Source organism: Pseudaminobacter salicylatoxidans (genome assembly GCF_003148475.1).
Classification (GTDB): Bacteria; Pseudomonadota; Alphaproteobacteria; order Rhizobiales; family Rhizobiaceae; genus Pseudaminobacter; species Pseudaminobacter salicylatoxidans.
In genome coordinates, this window is the sequence record NZ_QGGG01000015.1 from 92,198 (window position 1) to 114,724 (window position 22,527).

The window sequence follows — 22,527 nt, forward strand, 5'->3', positions numbered from 1 at the left end:
CCGTTAAGGTTAATGACTGGTATACGTTGCCAGCCTATCCGGCTTGTGGCACCGTGAATTCACTCCAGCAGCAGGTCGCCAGGGCGGCCGATGGCACTTCAGTCAGAGTTTTTTGGTTGAGCCTGAGGTTCGACCGGCCGTTCCGGGGAAGCCCTGAACGGCTTTTCTTTGTGATTCGTGCGCGCTTGCTCTAAAGGCGGGGCAGGAACCAATGACTGGATTCGTAGATGAACAATGCGAGCCCCGAAGAGCGTCCTCGCGACGCCGGATTTACGCGCGGCGGACGTGAGCCGGTTTTCAACCTGCCGGGCATCGTGTTGCTGGCCATCGGGCTTTGCGTTGGCATCCATCTCATCCGCGTTTACCTGCTGACCCCGCAGCAGGATATTGCGCTGCTGATCCGCACGGCGTTCATTCCGATCCGCTATTCCGGCGCGTTCGACCTGGACGTCTATGCCTTCACTAGCCCTGTCACCTATTCCTTCCTGCATGGCAGCTTTACGCATCTGCTTGTCAACATGGTGTGGCTGGCTGCCTTCGGTTCTCCGCTTGCCAACAGGCTGGGTGCAGTCCGCTTCTCCCTGTTCTGGATCGCAACGGCGGTTGCCGCCGCTGCCTTGCACTACAGTGTGCATATGCTGGATCAGGCGCCGCTGGTGGGCGCATCCGGCGCTATTGCCGGCATGATGGGTGCGGCCGCCCGCTTCGGTTTCCAGATCGACCGCTCGTCGGGGCAGGGCGCGTTTTCGGGCGCACCGCTGCCGGTATCCATGGTGTTTCGCTCGCGAACGGTCATGACCTTCCTGATCGTGTGGATGGCGGTCAACTTCGCAACCGGCATTATCGGCTTTGCGCCGGGCGTGTCGGACCGCATCGCGTGGGAAGCCCATGTGGGCGGTTTCATTGTCGGGTTCTTCGGCATCCGCCTTTTCGACCGCCGCAGCGAATTCGCTTCGCGCTGACCTCTTCGCCTGCGCCTTGCGCGCATCGCGCTTGAAATGCACAATGGCTGAGAGCACGATGCAACATGCGGAGCGTGCTCATGCGGGAGCGCGCTCCGACTGGAAAACAGAGGAGGAGCCTATGACGGTCAAGTCGATTCTCGAAGCCAAGGGGCACGACGTATTCACGTACGGACCCAACGAGAAACTGGCCGATGCCATCAAGCTCCTGGCCGAACACAGGATCGGCGCACTGGTGATCACCAATGGCGATCGCAAGATCGTCGGCATCCTGTCCGAACGCGACGTGGTGCGCGTTCTCGCCGATCAGGGGGCTGCGGCGCTGGAGCAGCCGGTGCGGGCGGTGATGACGCCGAAGGTGAATATCTGCAACGAGAACCACACGGTCAACGAGATCATGGAGATCATGACGAATGGCCGTTTCCGTCACTTGCCGGTCGAAAAGGATGGTCGCCTGGATGGCATCGTCTCGATCGGCGACGTGGTGAAGCGCCGTATCGAGGATGTCGAGCGCGAGGCTGAGGAGATCAGGGCCTATATCGCTACAGCCTGAGGGGTCGCCCATCGGCCTCGGAGCATGATCCCGAAAAGTGGAACCGGTTTTCGAAAAAGATCATGCTCAATAGATGGAGCCTGACGACGATTCGAGAAAACGTCGCCAGGCTCCAGCAGATCGGTTGGCGATTCAGCCTACCTGTTGTCCGGCTGCGAGCGGACCAGTTGCAACCCCCGCCGCGTTATGCGGTAGGGGCCTCCACTGGAGGACGCGATTGCCTTTTTACGTTTAAGACTGCGGAAGATCTGCAGTGTGAGGTCTGGATAAGCCCAGCCGTCACGCGTAAGGCACCATAGCTTCTCGATGCGCCTGTTGTCGTCCTTCTCGAGTTCGATCCGCCCGCCCTGTGCAAGCAGGTGCAGGATGCGCTGTTCGTTGCGCGGTATGTCCATCTTCTGAAATTCCCGGAAAACCCTGGCCGAGCGGCCAGCACAAGAAATCGCGCACGCAAACGATGCGGCGCGAGGTTGCTCGAGGTTTTCTGCCCTGCCTTCCTGCGAAGGTCAGGGCCTCACCGGGACTGAGAAGACGTGAACATCCAGACTCCATAAGGATGCCTGCGCCTATAGCGCAAACAGATGGAAATCTCCAGCGCAGGCTTTATGCTTGTTTCGAAAGCTGGTTTGGACTAGCGAAGTGTAGCTCTCAAATATACGTTTTTTGCGTATCCTCGATACCAATATGCAGGCCTAAATGACCCTTATCGATACCCGCACGCCAGACCCGAAACGCCTTATCCCCGGCGCCACCGGGGATTGGGAAGTGATCATCGGCATGGAAGTCCATGCGCAGGTAACGTCGAACGCCAAGCTGTTCTCCGGCGCATCGACCTCCTTCGGTGCCGCTCCCAATGCCAATGTCAGCTTGGTCGATGCCGCCATGCCGGGCATGCTGCCGGTCATCAACGAGGAATGCGTCAAGCAGGCGATCCGCACCGGTCTTGGCCTGAAGGCCCAGATCAACCTCAAGTCGGTCTTCGACCGGAAAAACTATTTCTATCCGGACCTGCCGCAGGGCTACCAGATCTCGCAGTTCAAGCAGCCTATCGTCGGCGAGGGCAAGATCATCGTTTCGGTGGGGCCGGACAAGAAGGGCGAGTTCGAGGACATCGAGGTCGGCATCGAGCGCCTGCATCTGGAACAGGATGCGGGCAAGTCGATGCACGACCAGCATCCGACCATGTCCTATGTCGATCTCAACCGTTCGGGCGTGGCGCTGATGGAGATCGTGTCCAAGCCGGACCTGCGCTCGTCGGATGAGGCCAAGGCCTATCTCACAAAGCTGCGCATGATCGTGCGCTATCTGGGCACCTGCGACGGCAATATGGACGAAGGCTCCATGCGCGCCGACGTCAATGTCTCGGTACGTCGTCCGGGCGAGCCTTTCGGCACGCGCTGCGAGATCAAGAACGTCAACTCCATCCGCTTCGTCGGCCAGGCCATCGAATATGAGGCCCGCCGCCAGATCGCCATTCTGGAGGACGGCGGCTCGATCGACCAGGAAACACGCCTGTTCGACCCGACCAAGGGCGAGACGCGCTCCATGCGCTCCAAGGAAGAAGCGCACGATTATCGCTATTTCCCCGATCCGGACCTGCTTCCGCTCGAATTCGACCAGGCCTATGTCGATGCATTGGCGAAGGATCTGCTCGAACTGCCCGACGACAAGAAGGACAGGCTCGTCAGCTCGCTTGGCCTCTCGGCCTACGATGCCTCGATCCTGGTATCGGAGAAGGCTATTGCCGACTATTTCGAGAAGGTTGCAGCCGGCCGCGACGGCAAGCTGGCGGCCAACTGGGTCATCAACGATCTGCTGGGCGCACTGAACAAGGCGGGCGGAGACATCGAAAACGCTCCGGTTTCGCCCGATCAGCTCGGCGGTATCCTCGATCTCATCAAGGAAGGCACGATTTCCGGCAAGATCGCGAAGGACCTGTTCGAGATCGTCTGGAATGAAGGCGGCGATCCGAAGGATATCGTCGAAAAGCGCGGCATGAAGCAGGTCACCGACACCGGCGCCATCGAAAAAGCCGTGGACGAGGTGATTGCAGCCAATCCCGACAAGGCCGAACAGGCGCGCGCCAAGCCCACCATGGCGGGCTGGTTCGTCGGGCAGGTCATGAAGGCGACGGGCGGCAAGGCCAATCCGCAGGCTGTCAACGATCTGGTCAAGGCCAAGCTCGGGATCGTCGAGTAGCATGTTCGTCCGCTCCGCCGGTGAACGCGACCTGGCAGCCATTCATGAGCTGCTTGTCGAGACTTGGCATGCGACCTACGACGTGATCTACGGCCGCGAGCGCGTGAACGAGATCACCGGCGAGTGGCACTCGATACCCGCGCTGAAGGCCCGTCTCACCAGGCCGAATTCCGAATTCGTGGTGGTGGATGACGGTGAACGCATCTGCGCCATGGCTTTTGCGGCGGCCACCTCGGACGGCAAGACGGTGATCCTGCAGCAGCTTTATGTGCGCACGGATTGCCAGCGCCGCGGGATCGGGCGGATGCTGCTGGACGAGATCGAGGACTGTTTCCCCGATGCGCGGCTGATCCGCCTCGAGGTCGAGCCCGCCAATGCGCAGGCGCTCGCCTTCTACGAAGCCAACGGCTTTCGCGCCATCGGCGACGCTGAGGCGGATGCAACCGGGGTCGCTTCGCTCCTGCTGGAAAAACATCTGGCCTGAGCGGCCCGGAAGCGGGCAAGACCCGCCCGCGCCGGCCGCGAAACTGTTCTAAAGCCTTGCCTTCCCGGCGTGTGGAAGCCATAAGGCATCAAGTTGATGAACGCGCTTGCCGCGAGGAATCCGATGAAGAAATTCTTCCTGCAGTTTTTTACCTGGTGGAACGGGCAGACGCTCGGCACCCGTTTCCATACCTGGCGCCGTGGCGCCGAGGTCGGTCGTGACGATCAGGGCAATATCTACTACGAGGGCGGCACCGATTCGGAAGGCCGCACACGTCGCTGGGTGATCTATAACGGCGTGGCCGAAGCTTCGCGCATCCCTGCCGGTTGGCACGGCTGGCTGCATCACCGGGTCGACACGCCGCCGTCCAGGGAGAACTATAAGCCGCGCGATTGGCAAAAGCCGCACCAGCCGAATCTCACCGGCACCGCTGCTGCCTATCGGCCCAAGGGCTCGGTGCTGGGCACCGGCCATCGCCCGCAGGTGACGGGCGACTACGACGCCTGGACGCCCGGTTCGTGATACACACGTCGGCGAGGTGTTTTCTCGCCACATTTCACGTTTAACCGCTAGTGAACGTGGAACGGCGAGATTCCCTGTCGGGAACAGCCATATTCGAGGCGCAACGACCGGTATTTTCCATATGATGCTGATTGGCCGAACTTCGCTGGGAAAACGGATCGCGACCGCCTCTACGCTGTCGGCCATCGCGCTTGCGGTGCTGGCTATCCCGGCCCAGGCCGAGCGCATCACCAATCCCGTCGCCGAGTTCGCCGGCCTCGACAAGATCACCGGCCGCATCACCACCTTCGATGTCTATGTCGACGAGACGGTGCAGTTCGGCGCGCTGCAGGTCACGCCGCGCGTCTGCTATTCGCGCGAGGCAGGCGAGGAGCCGCAGACCGATTCTTTCGTCGAAGTCGATGAGATCACGCTCGACCGCAAGGTCCGGCGCATCTTCAACGGCTGGATGTTTGCCGAAAGCCCTGGCCTCAATGCTGTCGAGCACGCCGTCTATGACGTGTGGCTGAAGGGCTGCAAGGACAAGTCCGACGTGCCGGCCCCGGACACAGCCAAGCGCAACTGATTTCCCGCGCTAAGGGTAGAAATCGGCTTCGCCCCGAAGTCCTTCCTCCAGCATCCTCTCATATTTGGCGCGCGGCACATCGATCGCGCCGAACCGCTTGAGGTGCTCGGTGGTGAACTGCGTGTCGAGAAGCACGAATCCGCGCTCCTTCAGCCGTTCCACGAGATGCACGAGGCAGACCTTGGATGAATCCGTCTCGCGCGAGAACATGCTTTCACCGAAGAAAACCCGGCCGAGGCTGACACCGTAAAGCCCGCCGACAAGCTGTCCGGCGTGCCAGGCTTCGACGGAATGGCAGTGGCCGAGTTCATGGAGGCGGATATAGGCTTCGCGGATCGGCTGGTTGATCCAGGTCGTCTCGCGATCCGTGCGCGATTCCGCGCAACCGTCGATCACGCCGGCGAAATCGCTGTCGATGCGTATGTCGAAGCGGTGCTGGCGGATGGTCTTGCGAAGGCTCTTCGGCACGTGGAACGTGTCGAGCGGGATGAGACCGCGCGTCTCCGGTCGCACCCAGAAGACTTCCGGATCGGTCGCGCTTTCGGCCATCGGAAACACGCCTGACGCATAGGCTTTCAACAGCAGGTCGGGCGGAATGCGGTAGCCGGGACCGTAGGGTCGGGTCATTGGACCACCTCCAGCAAAACGGCACCCGCAAGGCGGGTGCCGTTATCAATTCGGTCTGGCCTGCCGCAACTCATTGCTTCTTCCCGGATGCTCTTCATTCGGGAAGATAATACGCTATTCCGTGGCGGCGAGATGCTTTTCCAGCCAATGGATGTCGTAGGCGCCGTAGGCGATGTCGATATTGCCGACCAGGTCGCGGAATAGCGGCAGCGTCGTGTTGATCCCGTCCACGACGAACTCGTCCAGCGCGCGGCGCAGGCGCATCATGCACTCCACGCGGTTGCGGCCGTGCACGATCAGCTTGCCGATCAGGCTGTCGTAATAGGGCGGGATCTTGTAGCCGGAATAGACGCCCGAATCGACGCGCACGCCCAAACCGCCGGGGGTATGGAAATGCGTGATCGTGCCGGGCGACGGCGCGAAGGTGCGCGGGTCTTCCGCGTTGATGCGGCACTCGATGGCATGGCCCTGGAAGCGCACTTCCTCCTGCTTTACCGACAATCCGCCGCCGGAGGCGACGCGGATCTGCTCGTGCACGAGGTCGATACCGGTGATCGCTTCCGTGACCGGATGCTCCACCTGCAGGCGCGTGTTCATCTCGATGAAGTAGAACTCGCCGTCTTCATAGAGGAATTCCACCGTGCCGGCACCGCGATAGCCGAGTTCGGCCACCGCTTTGGCGCAGATCTCACCGATGCGACTGCGCTCTTCCTCGTTGAGGGCAGGGGAGTTGCCCTCTTCCCACACCTTCTGGTGGCGGCGCTGCAGCGAGCAGTCGCGCTCGCCCAGATGGATGCCGTTTCCTGCGCCGTCGCCGAACACCTGCACTTCGATGTGACGCGGCTTCTCGAGATATTTCTCGATATAGACGGCATCGTCACCAAAAGCGGCGCCTGCTTCGGTGCGGGCCGTGTGAAAGGCGCTTGCGAGTTCGGCTTCGCTGCGCGCCACCTTCATGCCGCGGCCGCCACCGCCGGCCGAAGCCTTGACGATGACCGGGTAGCCGATTTCGGCCGCGAGGCGCTTGGCCTCAACCTCGTCGGTGATGGCGCCTTCGGAGCCCGGCACGACAGGAATGCCGAGGCGCTTTGCGGTGCGCTTGGCCTCGATCTTGTCGCCCATGACGCGGATGTGGTCGCCTGAGGGGCCGATGAATGTGATGTTGTGCGCGGCCAGAATGTCGGAGAACTTGGCGTTCTCGGCGAGGAAGCCATAGCCCGGATGCACGGCATCGGCGCCGGTGATCTCGCAGGCCGCGACGATCTGGTGGATGTTGAGATAGCTGTCGCGCGAAGGCGGGGGGCCGATGCACACGCTCTCGTCGGCGAGGCGCACATGCATGGCGTCGGCATCGGCGGTCGAATGCACGGCCACGGTCTTGATGCCAAGCTCCTTGGCGGCACGCAGGACACGCAGCGCGATTTCGCCGCGATTGGCAATGAGAATCTTCTGAAACATCCCGGACCTATTCGATGACGACCAGCGGCATGCCGTATTCCACCGGCTGCGCATCCTCGATCAGAATGGCCTTGACCGTTCCGGAACGTGGCGAGGGGATCTGGTTCATCGTCTTCATGGCTTCGATGATAAGCAGTGTCTGGCCTTCCTTCACGGTCTGGCCGACCTCGATGAAGGGGGCTGCATCCGGTGCCGGTGCCAGATAGGCGGTGCCGACCATGGGCGAGGGCACGGCGTTCTTCGACAGGTCCGCCTGCGCGGGCGCTGCCGCAGCCGGAGCGGCGACGGACGCCGGAGCCGCGGCGGGAAGGGCAACCGGAGCAGGTGCCGCGACAGCGGCGTGAACGACGGGCGCGTGGCGCGAAACGCGCAGCTTCAGGTCGCCCAGTTCGACCTCAATCTCGGACAGATTGGTGTCGTTCAGGATATCCGCCAGATCGCGGATCAACTGCTGGTCAACACCGGTCTTTTTTATCGACATTTTAGAGCCTTCTTCTTCTGATCCGCCCGCTTACAGACGGTCGGCGAGCGCCTTGAGCGCCAGTGTGTAGCCAAGTGGGCCGAAGCCGCAGATCATTCCGACCGCGACAGGCGCGATCATGGAGACATGCCGAAACGGTTCACGTGCGTGGATGTTGGAAAGATGCACTTCCGCCACCGGCAGCGAGACCGCGCGGATGGCGTCGTGGATGGCGATTGAGGTATGCGTGTAGGCGCCAGCATTGATGACGATGCCGGCAGCCTTGTCGGCTGCTTCCTGTATCCAGTCGACCAGATCGCCTTCATGATTGGACTGGCGGAACTCTATGGCAATTCCCAGCTCGGCGCCCGCCTTGCGGCAGTCGTTCTCGATGGCCGACAGAGTGTCGCCGCCATAGATGCCGGGCTCGCGCTTGCCGAGCATATTCAGATTTGGGCCGTTTAAAACGTAGACCGTTTTCAAAAATATGACCTTTCCCGCGCCGATCGCCAATCGGCGCGCCGCAATCTCTATAATTGGCTTGATCGGCCGCGAAAAGAGCGCACGGCCGTTCTTGTCCACAAGCGTGCGCTTTTTGAGGCCAAGCGCACAGAAAAGCCAGAAATCGGGCGCCGGCGCCTGCTTACTTGGTGGCGGCTGCGATCTTTTCCTGCAGTGCTTCCTTGCCCAGAGCGCCGAACACCACCTCGTCGCCGATCACGTAGGACGGCGTTCCGCTGATCGCGAGCTTGTTGGCAAGGTCATAGGTGCGCGAAAACGCCTCGATGATGGCGGGGTTCTTCATTTCCTCGCGTAGCTTCGCCTCGTCCGCGCCGAGCGACAGCGCGATCTTGATGGCGCTCGCCTCATCGGCGCGGCCCTGGCCGCCGAGAAGCTGGTTGTGGAACTCGCCATATTTCTCCGGCATGAGCGCGCGGAAGGCCATGGATACGACATGCGCCTTTTGCGAATCGGGCCCGAGGATGGGGAATTCCTTCAGAACGAAGCGCAGGTCGGGGTTCTCGGCTGTCAGCGCCAGCATGTCCTGCTGGGCGCGTTTGCAGTAGCCGCAATTGTAATCGTAGAATTCGACAATCGTGTATTTGCCGTCCGGGTTGCCGACGATGCCGTCATAAGCCGAGTTGAAGATTTCGGCCTTGTCCTGTTCGATCACCTGGCGGTGGGCGAGACGTTGCTGTTCGTCGCGCTTGTCTTCCAGCGCCTGCTGAACGTCGAGCAGGATTTCGGGATTGGCCAGCAGATATTCGCGCACGATGTTCTCGACATCGCCGCGATCGAGCTGGCCATTGGTGCTGGCGGTGACGATCTGCGTGTCGGGAGCGGCCACGCGCGGCTGCCCCGACACGAAGCCGAATGCCAGCATGGCAAGAGAGGCGGCGATGCCGGTCGTGCTCAACAAAATAGCCTTGCTGTTCATTCCAATACGTCCTTGCCTTTGCGTCTCGCCGGAAAACCATCCGGGAGAAGGAGAATCTGTCTGGCTGCGATGCATAGCAGGAGTTCGGCTTCGAACGGGTAAATTAGCTGTGCACCATGCGAATTTCGGCCGGCCTGCAAGCCCGCCGGCAGTCAGGATCACTTCTTCTTGCTGCCCTGGCGGGAATTTATGATGTCCTGCGCGCGAATCCAGCCCGGAGTGCCTCGCTTGAACTTTTGCTGTGCCCGTGCCGCAAAGATTTTCGCGTCCTGATAGGCACCGCTGTAATAGTGTCCTTCGGCCGTTGCGAGTTCGGCTTCGCCGATGTCGCCGAGCTGGCCATAGGCCTGCGCCAGATAGCGATAGCCGGTGGCGTTCTCGCGGTCGCGGTCGAGCCCGGTGCGGATTTGCGTCACGGCCTTCTTCAGCGAATCCGGGGTGCCGATGGCAAGCAGCGCCTGGCCGTAGGAAATGGGCAGGACGCCGGACTTGACCTGGTCGAGCTGCACCGCCCTGGCATAAGATTCCGCTGCCTTGGCCGGCTGGTTTGTCTTCATCAGCGCGTCGCCGCGCAATTCATGAAAATAGGGGTTCTTGGGCTGCTGCTTGAGCAGCGCATCGATTTTTGGCAGCGCTGCGCGCGCGTTCCCGTAAAGATAGGTCGCCATGGCGTTGCCATATTGCGCCGCAAGGCCGGTCGGTTCCTTGCGGAACAGTCGTGAAACTGCCCCCTGTCCCTCCGTGAACACCGCGATCTTGGCGCGCATCATGTCGTGCCGAAGCTGCAGGGCGGGCGAATCCTTGCGGTCGTAGTAGGGACTGTTCTTGGCGAGCTGCTCAAGATTGGAAATGCGGTCTCGCGGCGTCGGGTGGCTGATCTGGTAGGGATCGACCCGCGCGCCGGAGAGCGACAGGGCGCTCTGGAAACGCTCGAAAGTGGTGAGCATGCCCTTGGCCGACTGTCCGGTGGCTGCAAGATAGGTGATCGCCGATCGGTCGGCGGTCGTTTCTTCCGTGCGCTGGTAGCCCAGCAAGCCGCGTCGGGCCATTTCGCCGCCACCCATTGCGATGCCGCCGCCGGCTTGCGCCAGCTCGCCGGATTTGGTGGCGGCACCCGCCACGATTGCGCCGGCGCCCAGCAGGCCGGCAACGATCGCCATGGTCTGGGCGCGTGCAAGCTGCTCGCGCAGACGCTCCTGATGGCCGCCGGCGATGTGACCAGCCTCATGCGCGATGACGCCTATGATCTCGTTCGGCGTCTCGGCCTGAAGCAGTGCGCCGGTGTTGATGAACATGCGCTGGCCAGCCACGAAGGCGTTAAAGCTGCGGTCGTTCACCAGAATAATACTTACGCCGGGACGCAGGCCCGCCGCCTTGAAGATCGGCCTGGCATAATCGCGCACCAGCGCCTCGATCTCGGCATCGCGCACGACGGAAACCCGCCCTTGCGCGAATGCGTCGACGGACGCCGAAACGGCGATCGCCGTGGCCAGAGAAATCGCGGCGACCGAACGGGCCGCCTTTGAAACCAATGAAGAAAGCGAAAGTGCCTGCATAGTGAAAACCACTGGTAAACGAGCAAGTGAGCGATGAAAAGCTCGGCGGCAAAACTTCGTGAACTTGTGATCCCCACACCAATCGGGCATTTGTGCGGCGCATGCCCTATTTGATCGCGAAAAGAGTTGGATTGAAATAATGGTTGTTGCGCTTTCGAAACGTGGCGAGGTGGAGCCATTCCACGCCATGGACGTTCTGGCCGAGGCCAATCGCCTGAAGGCACAGGGCGTGCCGGTAATCTCGATGGCGGTCGGCCAGCCTTCCGATCCGGCGCCGCAGGCCGTGCGCGAAGCGGCGGCGCGGGCACTGCGCGATGGCCGTATCGGCTATACCGATGCGCTCGGCACCGCGGCGCTCCGGCAGGCGATTGCCGCGCACTATGTCGAACACTATGGCGTGGAGGTATCGCCGGCGCGCATCGCCGTCACCACCGGTTCGTCGGCGGCATTCAACCTGGCGTTTCTGGCCATGTTCGATCCCGGCGACAAGGTCGCAATCGCAGCGCCCGGCTATCCTGCCTACCGCAACATCATGGCCGCGCTCGGTCTCGACGTGGCCGAGATCGAGCTTGACGGCGCAGCCTATCTGACCGCCGACCACCTTGAGGCGGCGCACAAGGCAGGGCCCCTGAAGGGCGTGCTTTTCGCAAGTCCCGCCAATCCGACCGGCGCGATTGTCCCCGAAAAGGAGCTGGGAGAACTGGTCGCGAAAGCCGAAAAGCTCGGCATTTCAGTCATTTCCGACGAGATTTATCACCGTCTTGCCTATTCCGGTCCGGACATCACGGCACTTTCCCTGAGTGATGACGTGACCGTCATCAACTCTTTCTCGAAATATTATTGCATGACCGGCTGGCGCATCGGCTGGATGGTTCTGCCCGAAAAACTGGTGCGGCCTGTCGAGCGGATACAGCAGAGCCTCTACATCTCCGCCCCGGAGCTTTCGCAGGTGGCAGCCGCGCAGGCCTTTACGGCAACGCCCGAGCTGGAGGCGGTGAAGGCGCGCTATGCGGCCAATCGCGAGCTGCTGATGCGACGCCTGCCGGAGCTTGGCTTTGCGCTCGCAGCCCCCATGGACGGGGCTTTCTACGCTTTCTGCGATGTTTCGCGTCTGACCAATGACAGCATGGAGTTTGCACGCCGCATGCTGGCGCAGGCACATGTGGCGGCAACGCCGGGACGTGATTTCGACACGCTTGCCGGCCATCGCTTCATGCGCCTGTCCTATGCGGGGAGTCATGACGAAATGGTCGAGGCGGTAGCCCGGATCGAAAACTGGCTGAAATAGCACAGGCAGAGAGGCGAGTGCCGTGGCGGAACTGGAAGAGGTGCTGCCCGCTCTGGCGGAGGAAATGGCGGCCAGAACCGATCGCGGCGAGGTCGCCGACTATATCCCGCAGCTACGCAAAATCGATCCGGACCGATTCGGCATCGCAGTCGCACTGAATGACGGCCGGGTGATCACAGCCGGGGACGCCGACGAAGCCTTCTCGATCCAGAGCATTTCCAAGATGTTCACGCTCACGCTGGCCCTCGGCAAGGTGGGCGACGCGTTGTGGCGGCGGGTAGGTCGCGAGCCTTCCGGCAACCCCTTCAATTCCATCGTCCAGCTCGAGCATGAGTTGGGTATTCCGCGCAATCCCTTCATCAATGCCGGAGCTATCGTCGTCACGGACGTGCTGCTGGCTGGCCACCAGCCGCGCGAGGCGCTTGGCGAGATACTGCGCTTCATCCAGTTCCTGGCGGATGACGACGGCATTGCCATAGATCGCGAGGTCGCTGCCTCCGAGCGCGCGACGGGCTACCGCAATTTCGCGCTGGCCAACTACATGCGCGCCTTCGGCAACCTCCAGCACGAGCCCGAACTGGCGTTGGGCGTCTATTTCCACCATTGCGCCATCGCCATGAGCTGCCGCCAACTGGCGCTGTCCGCGCAATTCCTTGCACATGAAGGGCGCAACCCTGCAACCGGTCACTCGGTTGTCTCGGCCGAGCGGGCACGGCGCATCCTGGCGCTGATGCTGACCTGCGGCCACTATGACGGCTCCGGGGATTTCGCATTTCGCGTCGGCATTCCGGGCAAGAGCGGCGTGGGTGGCGGAATAATCGGCATCGTGCCGGGCGTGGCGTCGATTGCCGTCTGGTCGCCGGGCCTTAACGAAAACGGAAATTCCAGGCTGGGCTCGATCGCACTGGAAAAGTTGACCAAGGCGATGAACTGGTCGGTCTTCGCCCCCTGAAGGAAGCGCGACAGCCCCCGGAGGGCGAGCCTCCCGAATAGCTATCCAAGAAAAATCCCGCGCATCATGCGATGCGCGGGATTTTCGGTTTCAGATCTTCAGCCCTTTCAGAAGAAGCTCTTGCGCTGCCACCAGCCGGTGCGCTTGGGCTTGTCGTCAGCTTCGGCCTGCGGCTCTTCCGTGGGCTTCGCCGGCTCGGCCGGTGAAGATTCAGCCGGCGTAGGTTCGGCTTGGACAGGCGTGGCCGCTTCTTCAGACGCGGCTTCCGGCTCCGCCGCCGGCGTTTCCGGGGCTTCCGGTGCAGGCGCGGGCTCGGCTGCCGCCGCCTTGCGGCGCGTGGTCCTCGGCTTGCGTGCCGGCTTTTCCTTCACCGGTGCCTCGGTCGTTTCGGCGGCGACCGGTTCGGCCGTGGTCACGGCTTCGTCGGCGGCTGCCTTCTTCGTGCGTGTCGTGCGACGTGCCCGCTTGGGCTTCTCCGCCGGCGCTTCTTCCGCCGGGGCGGTTTCAGCCACGGCTTCAGCCGGTTCCGCGACGCTTTCCGTTGTGTCCTGGTCGGCGGCAGGCTCTTCGACGGCGGCCTCGCTTACGGCAACGGCCTCTGCTGCTGCTGCGTGTTCTCCAGCCTCAGCCAACTCCGGTTCACCTTCGGTCTCATCCGAGGATGTCTCATCGTCGGCGGAAAGCTCTGCCTCGTCCTTGCGGCTGCGGCGTCCGCCACGCTTGCCACGGCGGCGCTTCTTGCGCTCGCCTTCCTCACCATCCGCGACGGCTTCCGCCTCGGCAGGTTCGGCGGTTTCTTCGCCCTCGGACACCTCGATGTCATCGGAAGCAGCGGCGTCCTCGGCAGCATGTTCGCGGTCACGATCCTTGCCACCGCGCCGGCGACGACGCTTGCGCCGCTTGCGGTCGCGATGCTCTTCATCCTCCGCCTTATCGGCGTGCGTTGCCTGCTGCTCGAGTTCCTCGTCCTCTTCCTCGACGATGATCTCGTCTTCGACCTCTTCCGGCTCGATATAGGTGGTGGTCGGCAGCACGTGCTGCGGCGCGACCGGCTTTTCGACCACTGCGCCACGCGAGATCGCATAATGCTGCGAGCCGAGCGTATCATCCGGCTCGAAGGAAATGGTCAGGCCGAAGCGCTGCTCCAGTTCCACCAGCGTGCTGCGCTTGTGGTTGAGCACGTAGAAAGCCGTGGCGGCCGGCGTGCGCACCGTGATGTGGTGACGCGCATCCTTCAGCAGGAATTCCTCGATCGCGCGCAGCACCAGCAGCGCCACCGACGAGTCCGAGCGGACATGCCCCGTTCCGCCGCAATGCGGGCAGGGCTTCATGGTGGATTCCAGAACGCTGGCGCGGATGCGCTGGCGCGACATCTCCATGAGGCCGAAATGCGAGATGCGGCCGACCTGGATGCGCGCGCGGTCGTTCTTCAGGCAATCCTTGAGCTTCTTCTCGACCGCACGGTTGTTGCGGTTCTCCTCCATGTCGATGAAGTCGATGACGATGAGCCCGGCAAGGTCGCGCAGGCGAAGCTGGCGCGCCACTTCCTCAGCCGCTTCCAGATTGGTCTGGAGCGCGGTGTCCTCGATCGAGTGCTCCTTGGTCGAGCGGCCGGAGTTGACGTCGATGGCGACCAGCGCCTCGGTCTGGTTGATGATGATGTAGCCGCCGGATTTCAGCGTCACCTGCGGCTGCAGCATGCGGTCGAGCTGCGCTTCGATGCCGTTGCGGGCAAGGATTGGCGTCGCGTCGCGATAAGGCTGAACCACCTTGGCGTGGCTCGGCATCAGCATCCGCATGAAATCCTTCGCCTCGCGATAGCCTTCCTCGCCGGACACAAGGATTTCGTCGATGTCCTTGTTGTAGAGGTCGCGCACCGAACGCTTGATGAGGCTGCCTTCCTCATAGACGAGCGCCGGGGCGACCGACTGCAAGGTCAGCGTGCGGACGTTTTCCCACATGCGCATCAGATATTCGTAGTCGCGCTTGATCTCGGCGCGCGTGCGGCTTTCGCCGGCGGTGCGCAGGATCACGCCCATGCCCTGCGGCACTTCCAGTTCCTGCACGACCTCCTTCAGACGCTTGCGGTCCTGGGCGTTGGTGATCTTGCGCGAGATGCCGCCACCGCGCGCGGTGTTGGGCATCAGCACGGAATAGCGGCCGGCCAGCGACAGATAGGTCGTCAGCGCCGCGCCCTTGTTGCCGCGCTCTTCCTTGACCACCTGCACCAGCAGAATCTGGCGGCGCTTGATGACTTCCTGGATCTTGTAGTGGCGGCGCAGCGGCTTGCGGCTGCTGCGCATCTCTTCCATCGTGTCCTCGGCGCCGACGACCTCGATGCCGTGATCGTCGTCGTGCGAGCTGTTGACTTCCTCGACATGGCCGTGCTGCTCGTCTTCGGCGTGACCGTCATCGCTCGTGACCGTGCCATCTTCGGTGGACGCCGTTGCCGGCTCCGACACGACATCGGCGACGATGGCCGCTGCCATGGACGATGGACCGGATTCTCCCTTGTGCTCTTCGTCGGACGCCTCGTCCTGGTCGGAAGAGTTTTCTTCGGAAGCACCTGCCGTGCCTGCCGCATCGTCTGCGACCGTTGCGGCCTCCTGCGGTTCCGCCGGATCGGTTTCTTCGCTGGCCTCCGCCGGCTCCTCGCCGGCCGTCTCGTTCAGGGCCGGGGCTTCTTCGGTCGCATCCTCTTGTCCGATTTCGACCGGCTCGTCGGAATCGCCGTCTGCCGAAGCTTCTTCGCCTTCGGCGGCATGCTGCGTGCCGTCGCCATTGCCGTTGCGGCCGCGATTCTTGCCGCGCCGGCGTTTGCGGCGGCCGCGCTCGTGGCGCTCATCGCCGTCGCCATTTCCATTCCCGTTGCTGTCGTCGTCATCCTCGGCGTCCTCGGCCTCGGCACGCAACAGCGCCTGACGATCCGCCAGGGGGATCTGGTAATAATCCGGGTGAATTTCGCTGAAGGCCAGGAAGCCGTGCCGGTTTCCGCCATATTCGACAAAAGCTGCCTGAAGTGAGGGTTCTACGCGCGTTACGCGAGCGAGATAGATGTTTCCTTTGAGTTGCTTCTTGTCTTGAGATTCGAAATCAAATTCTTCGATGCGATTACCGCGAACGACAACAACTCGTGTTTCCTCCGGGTGGGAGGCGTCTACTAACATCTTGTTGGGCATTATCTTGTTTCCTGCCGGCCGCCGCCAACCGCGTCAGTGACAGCGAAACGCGCTGCCATGTATGGGGGGGGAGAGGCGTGCCGGACGCTTGAAAGCCCGTAGGTGGATACCGTCGCGCCATGGAAGAGACGCCCGCTGCCCACTTGGCGCGGTCATGTGCGACCCTTTCCGGAATTGCGCTCGAAATCATCGGTACCCTTGCGGACCACTTTGAACCAAAGCCCGGAAAACCGGACCAGCTTTGTTTTGCTCCTGTTGAGCCGGCGCAGGACATGATCCGTCCCGGCCGTTTTCCTCGCGCCAAGAAGTCCCGCATCCGCGGAAACATCTTCACGAAATCCGTCGCGACCATCTCACGCCCTTGAATCGCCGCCGCGATTGGAGCTGTTTCGTCGCTTGACCGAATATGGAAACTGCGCCGTTACAGTTCCAGGCATTGCGATGGTCCAATGTCGCTTTTATGATCTGCCGGGGTTCAACGCAACCCTGATTTCTGTTGTCGGCAAAAGCCGTTGCACCACACGAAAAGGCTGTGGAGCACGCTCGAAAAGGCTTGGTTAACCTTATCCGGATACCAATCGTTAATCCGAATTCGGGCCTTTGCGGCCAATGCATATTCGGCGCAACGATCGTGTACAGGGTGCGTGAACAGTGGAAATCAGACTTGCTGATGTCCGGCGGAGGGTCGTTTCCTACGTCTTCCTTTTGGTCTTTCTGCTGGCCGGACTGACGGGCGTCACGATCGTTTCCGCTACAGCCGCGCCGCTCGAAGTGACGAGCTACAAGATGGCCGGGGATGCCGCGCATATGCGTGTGGTCATGAATTTCGACCGTGAACCGGAACCCAGATGGTTCCTGTTGCGCGGACCCCACCGGCTGGTGATCGATCTTCCCGATGCGCATTTCTCCCTCGATGCGAAGGAGTTGAAGGCGCGTGGCCTGATCCGCAGCGTTCGTTACGGCCGGATCGGCGAGGGGGCTTCGCGTCTCATCCTTGCCACCAAGGGCCCGTTCGTCGTGGACAAGGTGGACATCGCGGCAAACGAAGACACGCCGGGCTATCGTCTTTCCATTGATCTCACCGCTGCGTCGGAGCGACAGTTCGAGGAAGCGCTGGCCGTGCAGGCGCAGACCACCGGGTCGACCACGACGCCCGGAGCAGAGCCCGCAATTCAGGAAAAGCGCGCCGAGAAGCGTTTCACCATCGTCATCGACCCCGGTCACGGCGGTATCGACGGCGGCGCGGAGGGACTGCACGGCACGGTTGAGAAATCGATTACGCTTGCCTTCTCGCGCCAGCTCAGGGAGCGTCTTGTCGGCGAGGGCAAGTACGACGTCTACCTGACGCGGGACAAGGACGAGTTCCTGCGGCTGGATGAGCGCGTGCGCATCGCCCGCCAGCACGAGGCCGACCTGTTCATCTCCATTCATGCCGACACGATCCGCCTGAAAGGAATTCGGGGGGCGACGGTCTACACCGTCTCCGACAAGGCGTCCGATGCTGAGGCACAGGCCCTGGCCGATCGCGAAAATCTTTCCGACAAGCTCGCAGGCATCGAGATAGAGGAGGAAAACCACGAAGTGGCCGACATCCTGATCGAACTGATCCGTCGCGAAACGCACAATTTCTCGCTGAAATTTGCGCATTCGCTGGTGGGCGAACTGTCGGACACGGTCGGCCTCATCAACAATCCGCATCGTTCGGCCGGTTTCCGGGTGTTGAAGGCTCCCGATGTGCCGTCTGTTCTCATCGAACTCGGTTATCTGTCCAATCCGGAGGATGAAGAACAGTTGCGCGATCCCGACTGGCGTGGCAAAGCAGCCGAAAGTATCGCCAGGGCGGTAGACGCTTTCGCCGCCGCCAGAATGGCGGTGGGTGGATAAGGCGCTATGTGCGCTATCTATCTGCTATCGGGCGTTGCACAGGCACAACACCGTGCAGCTTAATGCGGCATATTCGGCACGGCCGGACAGATTTGCCCCATTTTGCCCACATCGGGGCGACATTGCTGCGCCTTAGCGGATCGGGATGGTCTGGCGCCTTGCAGTGTGCTGCTTTTTTGCAGAGGAATTCCCGAATCTCGGACTGGAGCGGGCATGATTCGTCTAATCGGCTATTTCTTTGGCATCGGCACCATGCTGGCATTGCTGGTTGCGGCAGGGGTGGCGCTGTATGTCAGTCACCTGACGAAAGACCTGCCGGACTATGAGGTGCTGGCGCGCTACGAGCCCCCGGTAACGACCCGAATTCACGCTTCCGACGGTGGGTTGATGGGCGAGTTCGCGCGCGAGCGTCGCCTGTTCCTGCCGATCCAGGCTATTCCGGATCGCGTCAAGGCTGCATTTCTGTCGGCCGAGGACAAGAATTTCTACAATCATCCCGGCATCGACGTGACCGGTCTGGTCCGTGCGATTGTCACGAATTTCCAGAACATGGGGTCCGGCCGTCGTCAGGTGGGTGCATCCACCATCACCCAGCAGGTGGCCAAGAACTTCCTGCTGACCTCGGACCAGACCTATGAGCGCAAGGTCAAGGAGATGATCCTGGCCTTCCGCATCGAGCGCGCCTATTCGAAGGATCGCATTCTCGAACTCTATATGAACGAGATCTTCTTCGGCATGGGCGCCTATGGTGTCGGCGGTGCCGCGCTGACCTATTTCAACAAGTCGGTGAACGAACTGACCGTGGCCGAGGCCGCCTATCTGGCGTCGCTGCCGAAAGGACCCTCGAATTATCATCCTTTCCGCCACACAGATCGCGCGCTGGAGCGTCGCAACTGGGTGATCGACCAGATGGTCGAGAATGGCTATGTCTCGCGCGAGGACGGCGGCAAGGCAAAGTCCCAGTCGCTGGGCGTTAATCTGCGCCGCAACGGCTCCTATGTGTTCGCGGGCGAGTATTTCACCGAGGAAGTGCGCCGCGAGATCATCGCTCGCTATGGCGAGAACGCCCTTTATGAGGGCGGGTTGTCGGTGCGCACCACGCTCGACCCGAAGCTTCAGCGGCTTGCCCGCAAGGCCATGCAGCACGGCCTGATCAAATTCGATACGCTGCGCGGCTATCGTGGGCCGGTGACGCATATCGACGACATGTCCGGCGATTGGGGCGTGAAGCTCGGCGAGGTAAAGCGCCTGAGCGACATACCCGAATGGCAGGTCGCAGTCGTGCTCGACAGCTCGGCTTCCGGCCTGACCATCGGCCTGCAGCCTGAGCGTCAGGCCTCCGGCGCGCTCGTCGAAGAGCGCGTGAAAGGCACGGTCGCCAAGGAAGACATGAGCTTCGCCATGCGCCATATGGTGAACGGCAAGCGCGTGAAAGCGAATTCCCCCGCCGATGTGCTGTCATCCGGCGATGTCGTCTTCGTGGAAAAGAAGGATGGCTCGGAAAACCGCTACATACTGCGCCAGCCGCCGGAGGTGTCGGGCGGTCTCGTTGCCATGGACCCCCATACCGGCCGCGTGCTGGCGATGGTGGGGGGCTTCTCCTATTCGCAGTCCGAGTTCAATCGCGCCACGCAGGCCATGCGTCAGCCGGGTTCCTCCTTCAAGCCGATCGTCTATTCGGCGGCGCTGGACAACGGCTATACGCCTGCCTCGGTCATCATGGATGGCCCCATCACCATCCATATCGGCAACACGGTGTGGTCGCCGAAGAACTATGACGGCAAAGGCGCCGGCCCCTCGACGCTGCGTGCCGGCATCGAGCGTTCGCGCAATCTGATGACCGTTCGCCTTGCCAACGACATGGGCATGAAGCTGGTGGCTGAATATGCGGAGCGCTTCGGCGTTTACGACAAGATGCCCCAGCACCTGGCGATGTCGCTCGGTTCCGGCGAAACCACGGTCATGCGCATGGTCTCGGCCTATTCGGTGATGGCCAATGGCGGCCGCCAGATCAAGCCGTCGCTGATCGACCGCATTCAGGACCGCTACGGCAAGACCGTCTACAAGCATGACGAGCGCGGCTGCGAGGGCTGCGATACCGGCGAATGGTCGGACGGGGCGGCAGAGCCGACGTTGATCGACAATTCCGAACAGGTGCTCGACCCGATGACGGCCTACCAGATCACGTCGATGATGGAAGGCGTGGTCATTCGCGGCACTGCCGGTACGCTCAGGGAACTCGGCCGTCCGATCGCTGGCAAGACCGGCACCACCAATGACGAGAAGGATGCCTGGTTCATCGGCTACACGCCCAACATCGTTGTGGGCCTCTATATGGGCTATGACAAGCCGCAGCCGCTGGGCAAGGGCGCGACCGGCGGCGGCCTGGCCGCCCCGATCTTCAAGGAATTCATGACGGACGCCATGAAGGGCGTGCCGCCGGCGGAATTCAAGGTGCCGGAAGGCATGAAGCTGATCGCCATCAACCGCAAGACCGGCATGCAGGCAAATCCGGGCGATCCGGACACGATCATGGAAGCCTTCAAGCCAGGCACCGGTCCGGCCGATAGTTATTGGGTCATCGGCATGGGCGAGGATGGCTCCAACGGTTCGGGCGAGGCGTTGTCGCCACGCGCCAGCGAGGCCATCAGTCAGGGCGGCGGCGGCCTCTACTGACGAGCCGAACACGCAAGGATGGGCCGGCTGCGAAAGCTGGCCCATTTTGCTTTACAGGGCAGGGATGCCTGCCTATGTTCCGCGCCAAATCACTCCCTATCTATGCCGAAAGGACTGGAAAGCTGCCATGCGTGCAGAAACCGAAAAGCTTGTCGATGAAATCAAGCAGGCCATAAGCCTGCTGAGGAGGCATCTTTGACTGGGATCAGGCTCTAAAGCGGCTTGAATACCTGAACATGCGTTCCGAGGATTCCAGCCTTTGGGACGACCCGCAGGAAGCCCAGAAAATGATGCGCGAGCGTCAGAGTCTGGACGATTCGATCAACGCCATCACCGGTCTGTCACGGGCTTTGGATGACAATATGGGCCTGATCGAACTCGGCGAGGAAGAGGGCGATGAAAGCATCGTCTCGGAAGCGGAAGCGGCGATCCGCTCGCTTTCGGGCGAGGTGAAGGCCCGTCAGATCGAAACCATGCTTTCGGGTGAGGCCGACACAAACGACACTTACCTGGAAGTGCATGCCGGCGCTGGCGGCACCGAAAGCCAGGACTGGGCGTCGATGCTTCTGCGCATGTACACGCGCTGGGCCGAACGCCGCCGTTTCAAGGTCGAGGTGCTGGAGGTCCATGAGGGCGAAGAGGCCGGCATCAAGTCGGCCACTCTGCTCATCAAGGGTCACAACGCCTATGGCTGGCTGAAGACGGAGTCGGGCGTGCATCGGCTGGTGCGCATCTCGCCCTATGACAGCAACGCGCGGCGGCATACGTCGTTTTCGAGCGTCTGGGTCTATCCGGTGGTGGACGATTCCATCGACATCGAAGTGTCCGAATCCGAGGTGCGCATCGATACCTATCGCGCTTCGGGCGCGGGCGGCCAGCACGTCAACACCACCGACTCGGCGGTGCGTATCACGCACATCCCGACAGGTATCGTCGTGGCTTGCCAGCAGGAGCGTTCCCAGCACAAGAACCGCGCCACGGCGTGGAACATGCTGAGGGCTCGTCTCTATGAGGAAGAGTTGAAGAAGCGTGAGGAGGCCGCCAATGCCACCGCTGCTTCCAAGACGGATATCGGCTGGGGACACCAGATCCGCTCCTATGTGCTGCAGCCTTATCAGTTGGTGAAGGACCTGCGCACCGGCGTGGAAAACACCAATCCGCAAGGCGTTCTCGACGGCGACCTGGATGAATTCATGGAAGCTTCGCTGTCCCAGCGGATCGAGGGGAACTCAGGTGAGGCGGTTGCCGACATCGACTGATTCCACTTCGGGTTGAAGTTCGAGGCCGCCAGGGACAACCCGGCGGCCTCTTTTGTTTCCCGGGGATTCAGTACGCACTTCGCACCGAAAAGGCGGGAACAATCGGGCGCGATCCTTCGTTAATCGGCTGGGCGAGGCTTTTTCAGAGGGGGAACCTTTGGAGAGCATCTCATGTTCTGCTCGGCAAACTGGCCCCGATATGTCTTCTGCACGGGTGCCTTGACGTCACTCGGTCTGCTCGCGTCTTCCGTTTCACCCAGCCTTGCCCATCAGGCGAAATCCGGCTGGGACTATCCGACTGCCTGCTGCTCGGGAATCGACTGCCGCGAGGTACCGGACAAGGCCGTCAGCGAGCGGCCGGAAGGCTAGAGCGGTTCACGGCTTGATTGAATCGTCAGGATTCCCTGTTTGCTGATTTTGTGATTCAAGATGGTGGCTGGAATGGAGGCCAGCATCTGATGATCG

21 protein-coding genes are annotated in these 22,527 nt (G+C 61.8%); 13 read left to right on the plus strand and 8 right to left on the minus strand.

Features of this window, described 5'->3' with window-relative positions:
- The first annotated feature begins 227 nt into the window (after positions 1-227).
- Together C7441_RS18995 and C7441_RS19000 are read left to right on the plus strand one after the other, a co-directional pair.
- The gene (locus tag C7441_RS18995; protein WP_109614222.1) at positions 228-962 is read left to right on the plus strand and encodes a rhomboid family intramembrane serine protease; all 735 of its coding nucleotides are present in this window, start codon (positions 228-230) and stop codon (positions 960-962) included.
- A gap of 121 nt (positions 963-1,083) precedes the next feature.
- A complete protein-coding gene (locus tag C7441_RS19000) occupies positions 1,084-1,515 on the plus strand; it encodes a CBS domain-containing protein (protein ID WP_109614246.1) in 432 nt (143 codons plus the stop codon).
- Positions 1,516-1,652: 137 nt separating this feature from the next.
- Here the strand turns inward: C7441_RS19000 and C7441_RS19005 are convergent, their stop codons facing one another.
- Complete coding sequence (locus C7441_RS19005) at positions 1,653-1,910, minus strand: YjhX family toxin (protein ID WP_109614223.1); 258 nt, start codon at positions 1,908-1,910, stop codon at positions 1,653-1,655.
- A 301-nt stretch (positions 1,911-2,211) separates the two neighbouring features.
- Between C7441_RS19005 and gatB the strand changes: the two genes are divergently transcribed.
- From gatB to C7441_RS19025, 4 genes are all read left to right on the plus strand, one after another.
- Positions 2,212-3,714, plus strand: coding sequence for an Asp-tRNA(Asn)/Glu-tRNA(Gln) amidotransferase subunit GatB (gene gatB, locus C7441_RS19010; protein ID WP_109614224.1), 1,503 nt, complete (start codon positions 2,212-2,214; stop codon positions 3,712-3,714).
- 1 nt (position 3,715) lies between these two features.
- The gene (locus tag C7441_RS19015) at positions 3,716-4,198 is read left to right on the plus strand and encodes a GNAT family N-acetyltransferase (protein ID WP_019170394.1); all 483 of its coding nucleotides are present in this window, start codon (positions 3,716-3,718) and stop codon (positions 4,196-4,198) included.
- A 123-nt stretch (positions 4,199-4,321) separates the two neighbouring features.
- The gene (locus C7441_RS19020; RefSeq protein ID WP_026060036.1) at positions 4,322-4,720 is read left to right on the plus strand and encodes an NADH:ubiquinone oxidoreductase subunit NDUFA12; all 399 of its coding nucleotides are present in this window, start codon (positions 4,322-4,324) and stop codon (positions 4,718-4,720) included.
- A gap of 121 nt (positions 4,721-4,841) precedes the next feature.
- Positions 4,842-5,285: a DUF2155 domain-containing protein gene (locus C7441_RS19025; protein ID WP_109614225.1), complete on the plus strand. Its 444-nt coding sequence runs from the start codon at positions 4,842-4,844 to the stop codon at positions 5,283-5,285.
- A gap of 9 nt (positions 5,286-5,294) precedes the next feature.
- On the opposite strand, the gene aat is transcribed toward C7441_RS19025, so the two are convergent.
- The 6 genes from aat to C7441_RS19055 all read right to left on the minus strand — a co-directional run bounded on the left by aat (position 5,295) and on the right by C7441_RS19055 (position 10,824).
- On the minus strand, positions 5,295-5,912 hold the full coding sequence (gene aat, locus C7441_RS19030; RefSeq protein ID WP_019170391.1) for a leucyl/phenylalanyl-tRNA--protein transferase: 618 nt from the start codon (positions 5,910-5,912) through the stop codon (positions 5,295-5,297).
- A 114-nt stretch (positions 5,913-6,026) separates the two neighbouring features.
- Positions 6,027-7,370 carry an acetyl-CoA carboxylase biotin carboxylase subunit gene (gene accC, locus C7441_RS19035; protein WP_019170390.1) on the minus strand — a complete coding sequence of 448 codons (1,344 nt, stop codon included), beginning with the start codon at positions 7,368-7,370 and terminating at the stop codon, positions 6,027-6,029.
- 7 nt (positions 7,371-7,377) lie between these two features.
- Positions 7,378-7,851, minus strand: coding sequence for an acetyl-CoA carboxylase biotin carboxyl carrier protein (accB, locus tag C7441_RS19040; RefSeq protein WP_109614226.1), 474 nt, complete (start codon positions 7,849-7,851; stop codon positions 7,378-7,380).
- A gap of 30 nt (positions 7,852-7,881) precedes the next feature.
- The gene (gene aroQ / locus C7441_RS19045; protein ID WP_026060035.1) at positions 7,882-8,313 is read right to left on the minus strand and encodes a type II 3-dehydroquinate dehydratase; all 432 of its coding nucleotides are present in this window, start codon (positions 8,311-8,313) and stop codon (positions 7,882-7,884) included.
- 160 nt (positions 8,314-8,473) lie between these two features.
- Positions 8,474-9,268 (minus strand): DsbA family protein, encoded by a 795-nt coding sequence (locus C7441_RS19050; RefSeq protein ID WP_019170387.1) that lies wholly within the window; start codon positions 9,266-9,268, stop codon positions 8,474-8,476.
- A gap of 158 nt (positions 9,269-9,426) precedes the next feature.
- Positions 9,427-10,824: a M48 family metalloprotease gene (locus C7441_RS19055; RefSeq protein ID WP_109614227.1), complete on the minus strand. Its 1,398-nt coding sequence runs from the start codon at positions 10,822-10,824 to the stop codon at positions 9,427-9,429.
- Between the two features lie 139 nt (positions 10,825-10,963).
- Between C7441_RS19055 and C7441_RS19060 the strand changes: the two genes are divergently transcribed.
- Together C7441_RS19060 and C7441_RS19065 are read left to right on the plus strand one after the other, a co-directional pair.
- Positions 10,964-12,112: a pyridoxal phosphate-dependent aminotransferase gene (locus C7441_RS19060; protein ID WP_109614228.1), complete on the plus strand. Its 1,149-nt coding sequence runs from the start codon at positions 10,964-10,966 to the stop codon at positions 12,110-12,112.
- 22 nt (positions 12,113-12,134) lie between these two features.
- Positions 12,135-13,064, plus strand: a complete 930-nt coding sequence (locus C7441_RS19065) for a glutaminase (RefSeq protein ID WP_109614229.1) — start codon at positions 12,135-12,137, stop codon at positions 13,062-13,064.
- Positions 13,065-13,171: 107 nt separating this feature from the next.
- On the opposite strand, the gene C7441_RS19070 is transcribed toward C7441_RS19065, so the two are convergent.
- Complete coding sequence (locus C7441_RS19070; protein WP_109614230.1) at positions 13,172-16,243, minus strand: Rne/Rng family ribonuclease; 3,072 nt, start codon at positions 16,241-16,243, stop codon at positions 13,172-13,174.
- A gap of 119 nt (positions 16,244-16,362) precedes the next feature.
- Here C7441_RS19070 and C7441_RS23860 point away from each other — a divergent pair, with 119 nt between their 5' ends.
- From C7441_RS23860 to C7441_RS19090, 5 genes are all read left to right on the plus strand, one after another.
- Positions 16,363-16,608, plus strand: coding sequence for a hypothetical protein (locus C7441_RS23860; protein WP_146201530.1), 246 nt, complete (start codon positions 16,363-16,365; stop codon positions 16,606-16,608).
- 286 nt (positions 16,609-16,894) lie between these two features.
- On the plus strand, positions 16,895-18,127 hold the full coding sequence (locus C7441_RS19075; RefSeq protein ID WP_425326601.1) for an N-acetylmuramoyl-L-alanine amidase: 1,233 nt from the start codon (positions 16,895-16,897) through the stop codon (positions 18,125-18,127).
- A 213-nt stretch (positions 18,128-18,340) separates the two neighbouring features.
- Positions 18,341-20,803, plus strand: a complete 2,463-nt coding sequence (locus C7441_RS19080) for a penicillin-binding protein 1A (protein WP_109614232.1) — start codon at positions 18,341-18,343, stop codon at positions 20,801-20,803.
- 127 nt (positions 20,804-20,930) lie between these two features.
- A protein-coding gene (gene prfB, locus C7441_RS19085) for a peptide chain release factor 2 (protein WP_109614233.1) occupies positions 20,931-22,062 on the plus strand; the annotation gives its coding sequence in 2 pieces (ribosomal slippage) (positions 20,931-20,996 and positions 20,998-22,062; 1,131 coding nt in all).
- Between the two features lie 171 nt (positions 22,063-22,233).
- Complete coding sequence (locus C7441_RS19090; protein ID WP_244916203.1) at positions 22,234-22,431, plus strand: hypothetical protein; 198 nt, start codon at positions 22,234-22,236, stop codon at positions 22,429-22,431.
- Positions 22,432-22,527: the final 96 nt, after the last annotated feature.